General features: G+C 64.6%; 9 protein-coding genes, 1 tRNA gene and 2 pseudogenes. 7 read left to right on the top strand and 5 right to left on the bottom strand.

Going from position 1 to position 9313, the window contains the following annotated elements; translation table 11 throughout:
• A partial coding sequence (locus ELR45_RS16315; RefSeq protein ID WP_240759772.1) for a lipoate--protein ligase family protein occupies nt 1-773 on the top strand: 773 nt, incomplete at its 5' end.
• A 219-nt stretch (nt 774-992) separates the two neighbouring features.
• On the opposite strand, the gene ELR45_RS16325 is transcribed toward ELR45_RS16315, so the two are convergent.
• The 4 genes and pseudogenes from ELR45_RS16325 to ELR45_RS16335 form a co-directional block, all read right to left on the bottom strand.
• The gene (locus tag ELR45_RS16325) at nt 993-1481 is read right to left on the bottom strand and encodes a GNAT family N-acetyltransferase (protein WP_129667335.1); all 489 of its coding nucleotides are present in this window, start codon (nt 1479-1481) and stop codon (nt 993-995) included.
• Nucleotides 1482-1748: 267 nt separating this feature from the next.
• Complete coding sequence (locus ELR45_RS38060) at nt 1749-2612, bottom strand: ATP-binding protein (RefSeq protein ID WP_240759773.1); 864 nt, start codon at nt 2610-2612, stop codon at nt 1749-1751.
• 79 nt (nt 2613-2691) lie between these two features.
• Nucleotides 2692-2910: pseudogene (locus ELR45_RS42750) on the bottom strand (ATP-binding protein); the annotation flags it as partial.
• Nucleotides 2911-3271: 361 nt separating this feature from the next.
• Nucleotides 3272-4144, bottom strand: coding sequence for a 3-methyladenine DNA glycosylase (locus ELR45_RS16335; protein WP_129667370.1), 873 nt, complete (start codon nt 4142-4144; stop codon nt 3272-3274).
• A 50-nt stretch (nt 4145-4194) separates the two neighbouring features.
• On the opposite strand from ELR45_RS16335, the gene ELR45_RS16340 reads away from it, so the two are divergent.
• The 5 genes from ELR45_RS16340 (at nt 4195) to ELR45_RS16360 (ending at nt 7974) form a co-directional block, all read left to right on the top strand.
• Entirely contained in the window at nt 4195-4683 is a 489-nt protein-coding gene (locus tag ELR45_RS16340) for a hypothetical protein (RefSeq protein ID WP_129667336.1), read from the top strand.
• 64 nt (nt 4684-4747) lie between these two features.
• Nucleotides 4748-5530, top strand: a complete 783-nt coding sequence (locus ELR45_RS16345; RefSeq protein WP_129667337.1) for a fumarylacetoacetate hydrolase family protein — start codon at nt 4748-4750, stop codon at nt 5528-5530.
• A 64-nt stretch (nt 5531-5594) separates the two neighbouring features.
• Nucleotides 5595-7157 (top strand): glutamate--tRNA ligase, encoded by a 1563-nt coding sequence (gene gltX / locus ELR45_RS16350; RefSeq protein ID WP_129667338.1) that lies wholly within the window; start codon nt 5595-5597, stop codon nt 7155-7157.
• A gap of 87 nt (nt 7158-7244) precedes the next feature.
• Nucleotides 7245-7316: transfer RNA gene (locus ELR45_RS16355), tRNA-Gln, on the top strand.
• Nucleotides 7317-7587: 271 nt separating this feature from the next.
• On the top strand, nt 7588-7974 hold the full coding sequence (locus ELR45_RS16360; RefSeq protein WP_129667339.1) for a hypothetical protein: 387 nt from the start codon (nt 7588-7590) through the stop codon (nt 7972-7974).
• A gap of 115 nt (nt 7975-8089) precedes the next feature.
• Here the strand turns inward: ELR45_RS16360 and ELR45_RS16365 are convergent.
• Nucleotides 8090-8610: pseudogene (locus ELR45_RS16365) on the bottom strand (MarR family winged helix-turn-helix transcriptional regulator).
• A 113-nt stretch (nt 8611-8723) separates the two neighbouring features.
• Here ELR45_RS16365 and ELR45_RS38070 point away from each other — a divergent pair.
• On the top strand, nt 8724-9313 hold a 590-nt coding region (locus tag ELR45_RS38070), incomplete at its 3' end, for an NADP-dependent oxidoreductase (RefSeq protein ID WP_205856719.1).

Below are 9313 nucleotides of genomic sequence, written 5' to 3' on the forward strand. Positions count from 1 at the left end.
CGACGACTTGGACCGATCACGACTGGCATTTCCTGCGTGGCGAGCCCTACGAGCCCCCGATGCAGATGGCACTGGAGGAGATACTGGCCGAACAGGTCGGCGCGGGGGAGCGGCCGCCGACGTTGCGGGTGTGGGAGTGGGCGTCGAACGCGGTCATCATCGGCAGCTTCCAATCGGTGCGGAATGAGGTCGACCTCGACGGGGCGGCTAAGCACGACGTCACGGTGGTCCGGCGGATCAGCGGCGGCGGCGCGATGTTCGTCGAGCCCGGCAACACGATCACGTACTCGCTGTACGTGCCGGAGTCGCTGGTGTCTGGGCTGTCGTTCGTTGACTCCTATGCATTCCTGGACGAGTGGGTCGTGGGCGCACTGAACGAGCTCGGCATCGAGGCGACGTACCAGCCGATCAACGACATCACCTCCCCGGCTGGAAAGATCGCCGGCGCGGCACAGAAGCGGCTGGCCGGCGGCGTTGTGCTACACCACACCACCATGGCCTACGACATCGACGCTGCGAAGATGCTCGAGGTGCTTCGGATCGGCCGTGAGAAGCTCTCGGACAAGGGCACGAAGAGCGCGATCAAGCGGGTGGATCCGCTGCGCAGCCAGACCGGCCTGGCACGGGCCGATGTCATCGACCGCATGGTCGGCACGTTCCGGTCCCGGTATGGCCTTGAGGACAGCTCGCTGGACGAGCGGACGCTCGAGCTGGCCCGCGAGCGTGTCACCGCCAAGTTCGGCACGGAGGACTGGCTGCACCGCGTTCCATGAGAGGCGCCAACCGATCACAGGACCAAAGGCGCACTGAGGGCACGTATGTCATGCAACTGCGCGAACTCAAGATGGCCCAGCTGCTGCCGCTCACTGTCACGGATACTCTCGGCTACGTCTGCGGGTGAGCTGATTTTGCCGATGGCTTGTTTGATCGCCACCTCCCAGATCACGGCTTGTGAGCAAAGAGGGCGAGATGCCCGTCCCGGATGAACAGCGTCACAGCAACGACTTCCCCATGACCGTGCAGGTCGTCTCGTATCGCGTGACCTCACCATCGGGACCTTCGCTGTCCCACGACTCTCGCTTCCGGCCGTGACCGACGTAACCGAGTCGCTCGTATAGTGCACGTGCGCGAGGGTTGGTCTCCTCGACGCTCAACTCCGCGCGGTGCAGCCCTCTCGCCAGAATGCGCTGCTCGGCTGCGCGAATCAGGATGGTTCCGATACCGCATGACTGCAGCGCAGGGTGTACCACCAGTTGCCACAGCGTCCCCGCACCCGGGTTCACCTGATAGTCGACCCCGCCGATAGCCACCGGCACATCGGACGGAGGACACGCGGCCAGATAATCCACCTCACCTCGTCGGGCGCGTTCCAACTCCTTGGCGACCTGTTTAAGGTGCAGATCTGTACCAGCCCACGAACACCACTTCAGATCCTCGATGGTCAGGTCACGCACCGACATCTTTGCGACGATCTCGGCCATCCCACAGCACCTCCCACCACGCCACCCTGCGCGTCATCCCGAAACACCGCAAACAGATTTCTGAGGCCCTGGGCTCGAGCACACAGGCAGGCCGGCATGCCGGTCGCAGACTGGCTGCGGCTGCACGTCCCTAGAAGAAAGCGCCCTCGCGCTGGATTCCGTTCGGTGGTGGTTCCCCGCGGAAGTCGTGAGCCCGGCAGCTCGCCCGGATTAGGTGAGTCGGCCGGGCGTTGCGCTATCGATCGCCTGGTCACAGTTCAGCAATGATCAGCTGGGCAACTCGGCGTGGTCCCACAGCGCGGACACTGGCAAGAGTTGGATTCTGTCGCCCAGGGAGTACGTGTGCTGACCCAGATAGAGGACGATGCCGGCGGCAAACCTGTCACCGATCTTGTCCCGCAGCCAGCGTAGGTGACGGTCCGCGTCCTGCCTGGGCGAAGCTGACGCTTTGACTTCGATGGCGACTACCATGCCGTCTGGTCCTTCACACAGGAAGTCGATCTCTCGCCCGTCGCGATCGCGCAGGTGATAGATGTCGAAAGCATCGCCGGTGCGTGCCTGGGCTTTCATGAGCTCGGTGTAGACCAGTGTCTCGACCAAACCACCGAGCGCGGCGTGACCTGGACGACGAAGGGACTCCTCGGTCACTCGCAGTAGGTGCGCCGCGAGGCCGGTGTCTGTCATGAACACTTTGGCGGTCTTGGTGATTCGAGACGTCAAGTTGGTTGACCACGCCGGCACCGTTGCGGTGAGGAACACCATCTCCAGATACGACAGGTATGTGCGCACGCTATGGATCGACGTCCCAAGCCCGTGGGCGAGATCGTCGAGTACGAGCAGACCGCCTGATCGAGCAGCAACCAACCCCAGCAGGCGCACCAAGGCGCGTACGTCACGCAACTGCGCGAACTCACGAACGTCACGCGAGGTCACAGTCCGCACGTAGGCGTTGAACCAGCTTCGTCGCAGACGCGCCGAGGTGATCGGCATAATCTCCGGGTAGCTGCCCTGACAGATCAGCCTCAGGTAATCGTCCCGCGACCAGGATGACCGTGGCCCCAGCAGGTCGTCGACCTCGCCGAACACGTGGTCGAGAAAGTTCGAGCGGATGTTGCCAGTTCGTTCCGCCATGCTCAGCGGCCACAGATCGACGAACACCGCGCCCAGCCAACGACTCAGACAGCTTCGGAACGCTGAGAAACCGTGTGGAGCCGGACAGGATGAACTGTCCAGGCTTACGCGATGTGTCGACGACCTGCTTCACAGCGCGTACCAGGCGGTCGCCCCCAAGCTGTACTTCGTCGATGATCAGCGGTCGTTCGCCGATGTTGACGAACGACTCCGGGTCGTTCTCCGCCGTCTCCAGGGTGGGCGATGAATCCAAGGTTCGATACTCGCCTCCATGGGCGCGTTTGTAGAGCTCCAGCAGGGTGGTCTTACCCGCCTGGCGAGGACCGTTGACGATGGCGATACGGAAGGATCTAACCAGCTCAGCGAGCTGCTCTGACGCCGAACGTGGAACTAGATCATCCTGCCATGTCATGATCGTGTCAGATCTGCCGAGGACTTAACTTCAGATCTGCCGAGGCTCTAACTTCAAATCTGCCGACTTTGCTTTTAGATCTGCCGCGCCTCCTGCTTCTTGATCTGCCGCGCATTTTCAGTCGCGTCGACAGCGCTGACGTGCTGTCCCAACCCCTGAGGACGCGCACGGTGCAACTTCAGGCTTTCAGGACGGCGACGTCATATTGATGGATCTTGCCGTCGCGGGTCACAAGGGTGGGCGGCATTCATGCAGCCTCCGTATGTTTACGCAGAAGTCGCTCACACTCGGCGATGAGTCGCGCCCGTAGAGGGGTGGTGCGCTCGGCGAACGTCTTCTGCGCGGCGGCGTACTGCGCCTTGCCGTCGCGGGTCTCGATCGGGATCGGCTCGTAACCCAGACTGCGCAGGTCGTATGGCGAAGCCCGCATGTCCAGCTCGCGGATCTCCCGTGCCAGGTTGAACGCCTCTAGGGTCAATTCGCTCGGGACCAGCGGCGCGAGCTTGTAGGCCCATTTGTAGAGATCCATATTTCCGTGCAGGCATCCCGGCTGCTCCAGCTGCGGCTGCTGCTCACGGGTGGGTTGCATTGCGTTCCGCGGGCGGGCGTCGTCGGTGAAGAACCTGAACGCGTCGAAATGCGAGCACCGGATCTGGTGGGACTCGACCACGTCGTCGGTTCCGTCGTGGCCGAGCCTTAGTGGCCAGCTCTCGTGGCGGGGCTGGCCCGGCTTGGTGCGGTAGACCATCGCCCATTCATGCAGCCCGAAGCATCCGGTGAAGGCGGGCCGGGATGCGGTGGCCTTCAGCAGATCACGCACCCACGAGATGGTCGACGCGCGTCGCTGTATGAACTCCGGGTCCACGGCGACCGACGTCGATTCTGCTGGCATCCGTCGGTATCCACGCCAGCCGACGTGCGGCGGATCGCCCAGGAGAGCGACGCCGATGCCTGGATGCCAGCGTCGCAGATGGGAGGGCCGGAAGCTGTAGTACGTGAAGAGGAAGTCTTCCACGGGGTGCTGGTGCCCGGCGTCCTGGCGAGCGAGATGCCCAGCGACGACGTCGTCCACGCGCTGTTCGTGGACGGCCATGTGCTGACGCCACTCCTGCTCGTCCATGTACTCCACGTCCACCAGCGTAAGAGACCAAGTTTCACTAGCATGGATCCGTGGACCTCCCGGGTCGTGGTGGCGACGAGCGGACGGGCGCCGAAGAGGGCGGTGAGGAGCCGCTGGTGCGTTCGGTGCTGGCCGTCCTCGGGCTTGTTGTCGTCGTCTGGATGGCCAAGGCGGTCATCGTCGTGGTGACGTTCGTCGGCTCGGGGCTGCTCGGATACGCGGTGGCTGAGACGGTCGGCGTGATGGTCGCGGTGACGGCTGGTGCGGTGCTCGTCCTAGCGGCGTGCTACGCCGTGGTCACGAGGACGCCCGAGACCGCGACCGCCAGACACGAAATCTGCGGGCAGTCGATGATCTGGATCAGCTGTAGCTGGGTGATTGTCATGGGATGGTTGCTGGGGGAGCGGATATCGGGCACCGCGGCTGTGATCGGCCTGCTGACGGCGGTGTTCGTCGTCGCGCTGGTAGGGCTCGTCGTCGCCTCTCAGCTTGAAGGTGACCTGGTGACGACGTTGCGGCGCCGCACTGCGCAGAAGTGACGCGAGCACACACTCGCGGTGGACCGGTTCGGCGTCGCGGGTCCCGGCGAGATAACCTCCGTGCGTGCGTATTGCAAGGTTCACTACAGGTGACGATCCCCGTTTCGGTGCGGTCGGTGAAGATGAGGACGGCCAGACGGTGCTAGCCGTTCTGGAGGGCGATCCGCTCTACAAGCCGGTGCAGCTGACCGGCGAGAAGCTGGCCCTCGAAGACGTGCGACTACTGGCGCCGGTGATTCCGCGGAGCAAAGTGATCGGGGTCGGCCGGAACTATGTCGAGCACGCGTCCGAGCTGGGCAACGACGTCCCGGAGGAACCGCTGCTGTTCCTCAAACCCAACACGTCGGTGATCGGCCCTGACGATCCGATCGTGCTGCCGAAACACTCGGACGAGGTTCACCATGAGGCGGAGCTGGCCGTCATCATCGGGCGCATCGCCAAGGATCTGCCGGCCGAGCGTGTCACCGAGGTCGTGCTCGGCTACACGTGTTCCAACGATGTGACGGCACGGGATCTGCAACGCAAGGACAACCAGTGGGCTCGGGCCAAGGGGTTCGACTCATCCTGTCCGCTCGGGCCGTGGATCGAGACGGACCTGGACCCGGGGGATCTCGCAGTTCGCTGCCTGGTCAACGGTGAGCAGCGGCAGGACGGCCGGACGTCGCAGATGGTGTTCGACGTCGCCGCGCTTGTGTCGTACATCAGCCATGCGTTCACGCTGCTTCCCGGCGACGTGATCCTCACTGGAACACCCGCCGGCGTCGGGCCGATCGAGGTCGGTGACCACGTCGTCGTCTCCATCGAGAACATCGGTGTGCTGGCCAACCAGGTCGTGGCCGACGAGTGAGCTCGTCTGTGCGTGGTTGAGTCGGTGTCCGCGTAGCATCGTGTGAGTTGTGAGCTATCGAAACATGAGGGTGATTCCTGTGACAGACGGCGTCGATTCGTCCGATGCCTTTGTGCTCGGTGATGTGGCCGCCAAGGACGTGCGCGTCCGTTTCTGCCCGTCGCCGACCGGCAACCCGCACGTCGGGTTGGTTCGTTCCGCGCTCTATAACTGGGCTTTCGCGCGGCACTTCGGGGGGACGTTCGTCTTCCGGATCGAGGACACCGATGCGGAACGGGACACGGAGGAGTCGTACGAGGCGCTGCTGGCCACTTTGCGGTGGCTCGGACTCGACTGGGACGAGGGACCGGAGGCGGGAGGCGAGTACGGCCCCTACCGTCAGTCGGAGCGGCGGGAGATCTATGCCGACGTCGCGACGAAGCTGCGTGAGGCGGGCAAGGCGTACCGCTGCTACTGCTCCGCAGCTGAACTGGAGGAACGACGCGATGCGGCGCGAGCCGCCGGCAAGCCCAGCGGCTACGACGGGAAATGCCGAGACCTGACTGACGAGCAGGTCGCCGCGTATGAGGCGGAGGGTCGCGAGGCTGTGCTGCGGATGCGCACGCCCGACGAGACGGTCACCTTCACCGACCTGGTCCGTGGTGAGATCAGTGTCGACGAGCACAACCTCTTCGACTATGTCCTGGTACGGGCCAACGGTCATCCGTTGTACACGCTGGTGAACCCGGTCGACGACGCGCTGATGGGCATCACGCACGTATTACGTGGCGAGGACCTGCTGTCCTCCACTCCGCGGCAGCTGGTGCTGCACGAGGCGCTGCGCGAGCTCGGGATCGCCTCAGGTCCGATCCCGCGGTTCGGGCACCTGCCGCTGGTGACCGGGGAAGGCGGCAAGAAGCTGTCCAAGCGTGCGCCTGAGTCGTCCCTGCAGCTCTATCTCGACCGGGGCTTCCTCCGCGAGGGCCTGTTGAACTACCTGGCGCTGCTCGGCTGGTCGATCGGCGAGGATCAGGAGGTCTTCTCCATCGATGAGATGGCCGAGGCGTTCGATATCACCCGGGTCAACGCGGCGGCGGCACGCTTCGATCTGAAGAAGGCCGAGGCGATCAACGGAATCTGGGTGCGCAACCTCGACGTGAACGACTTGTCGGAGCGGATGGTGCCGATTCTGCAGGAGTCCGGGCTGCTTGCCCATCCGCCCACGCCTGAGTCGGTCGAGTTGCTCCGCGCCGCCACGCCACTGGTGCAGGAGCGGATGGGCGTCCTCGACGAGTCCGTCGGCATGCTGGCGTTCTTGTTCGTCGACGACGACGCATTCACCCTCGACGAGGGCGACGTGGCCAAGGTGCTCAAGCCGGACGCCAAGCCGGTCCTGGAGGCCGCCCAGTCCGCGCTGGAGGCCCTGGACGAGTGGACGACTGAGACGATCGAAGAGGCGCTGCGGGTGGCGCTGGTGGACGGCCTGGAGCTCAAACCGCGGCTGGCCTTCGGGCCGGTGCGGGTTGCGGTGACGGGACGACGCGTGTCGCCGCCGTTGTTCGAGTCCCTGGAGCTGCTGGGACGAGAGAAGACATTGGCGCGGATTGAGGCGGCGTTGCCTCGAACAGAGGCGTCGACTCAGACGTGATCTAGGTCGCGTCGTGCCGGTTTGGAAGCTGCGTCCTTGAACGGCTATTCTTACCGGGCGATCGGGCGGCGATCCCGTCCGATTCTCTGGGGTATGGTGTAATTGGCAGCACGAGTGATTCTGGTTCACTTAGTCTAGGTTCGAGTCCTGGTACCCCAGCTTCATCTTTGAGCAGGTCAGCGTATATCTCGATCATCAGCTAAGATTTTCCGTGCCACATTTGTGCCACATCTGACGCCACCCGAGGGACCGACATCGACAACGATGGCCAGGCGTGAACGCCTTTGCCGTAACACTCGTCCAGTGGGCGATCACCGGCATTTTCCAGCCCAGCTGATCCGCAATAGCCGTCCTAGCCCTGGTCCCCAAGGTCGAGCTTAGGCCGAAGCGCGGGTTGCTGGGGCTCGCGGGCTCTGCGTCGAGCGTGTCGGTGTCGGGTTACACCTTCGGTGGCGGCATCGGCTGGCTCGACGCGTCCGCCCCGGACATCGCCGCCGCGATCCTCGGCACCGCGGTCGAGGCTGACGCGCCGTTGATCATGATGGAGATCCGGCACGTCGTCGGAGCGCCGCTCCGCCGCGAGAGAGCGGTCACCGCACCGCCGGGCGGATTCATCTACCACGCCGTCGGCGCCCTGGGGCGCTCTACACGTGAGGCGATCGACGCCGGGTATGCACGGGCGCGAGACATCTGGGTGTCCGCCGACACGGGAGTCACACCCGGCTCCTGGATCGAAGGCGCGCCGTCCGTCGCCAGCGCACTCACTCCCGGCGAGCGTGCCACGGTGATTGCCGACACGGTCGATCCCGGGCGGTAGATCAGCCGATCACGTCTTCTCGGCTGAGGGCGTGATCGCTCAGGTGAAGGAGACCGGGCGCACCTTTTCGCGTCCTCGTGACCAGACCTCCGCCAGGCGAAACATCGGTTGCGTGCTACCGAGCTTGGTCAGTTCCGGCCGTCTTCTTGCGCCGCCGTGGTTCCGCTGACCGCGGCGGCGCCTGACGCATGTGGTCTCGCGCGCGGGTCAGGATGTCGGCCAGTGTCTCGATGTCGGAGCGGGACAGCGCGGCGAACAGCAGGTCGTGGAGGATAGCCACGTGACCCGGGAAGACCCCCGTGAGCACGGCACGTCCTTCCTCGGTGATGGTGACGGTGATGCTGCGCTCGTCATCGGAGGACGGCGTCCGGGTCACGAGGCCCCGCTTCTCCAGCGTCTGGGCCTGGTAGGTCAGCCCACTGCGGCTGTAGACGACGCCGTCGGCCAGTTCGGTCATCCGCCGACTGCCTGCCGGGGAGTCGCCGAGAGTGGCCAGGACTGGAACTGCACATAACTGAGATCGCCGGCCTCGCGCAACTGCTGCTCGACGGCGTGCTTCAGCAGGCTGCACGCCTCGATGAGGGCGAAGTATGCACCGAGCTGCGTGGCATCCAGAGAAGGAGGCGAGGAGGTCATGAGCCGAGCCTATCAGTGCTTCTAACTCGAAGCATTTGCTTCTAGTTCGAATCAGTGTTACTGTAATCTCAGTTGCTTCGAGTTCGAAGCACATCATCGAAGGGGAAGAAATCATGAAGGCAGTACGGTTCCATGAAACGGGCGGCCCAGAGGTTCTGCGCTACGAAGACGTCGACCAGCCGGTCCCCGGCGCGGGTGAGGTGCGCATCCAGGTCGCCGGGTCGGCGTACAACCCGGCCGACGGCGGCATTCGCGGCGGCTTCCTGCCGATCCCGATCACGCCGCCGCACGTTCCGGGATACGACGTCTCCGGCACGATCGACGCACTCGGCGAGGGGGTGGAAAGCCTCACCGTGGGCGAGAACGTCGTCGGGCTCATCCCCATGAACGCCGACGGCTCAGCAGCGCAGTACGTCGTCGCCCCGGCGAACGTACTGGTGAAGGCGCCCACTCGCATCCCGTTGACGGACGCTGCCGGGTTGCCGTCGGTCGGGCTCACCGCCTCGCAGGCACTCTTCGAGGCGGGCGAGCTGAAGTCCGGCCAGCGGTTGCTGATCAACGGTGCCGGCGGCCCCGTGGGTGGGTACGCGGTGCAGCTGGCCAAGCGCGCAGGCGCGTACGTCATCGCCACCGCGAGCCCGAGCAGCAGCGAGAGCGTTAAGGCGGCCGGTGCCGACGAGATCGTCGACCACACGGCCACCTC

It is taken from the genome of Phytoactinopolyspora endophytica, assembly GCF_004138495.1.
In the GTDB taxonomy this organism is placed as follows: domain Bacteria; phylum Actinomycetota; class Actinomycetes; order Jiangellales; family Jiangellaceae; genus Phytoactinopolyspora; species Phytoactinopolyspora endophytica.

Bases quoted from the DNA above. Each gene is read 5' to 3' on its own strand.
- ELR45_RS16325 (WP_129667335.1), bottom strand. From the start codon at position 1,481: ATGGCCGAGATCGTCGCAAAGATGTCGGTGCGTGACCTGACCATCGAG.
- ELR45_RS38060 (WP_240759773.1), bottom strand. From the start codon at position 2,612: ATGGCGGAACGAACTGGCAACATCCGCTCGAACTTTCTCGACCACGTG.
- ELR45_RS16335 (WP_129667370.1), bottom strand. From the start codon at position 4,144: ATGGACGAGCAGGAGTGGCGTCAGCACATGGCCGTCCACGAACAGCGC.
- gltX (WP_129667338.1), top strand. From the start codon at position 5,595: ATGAGGGTGATTCCTGTGACAGACGGCGTCGATTCGTCCGATGCCTTT.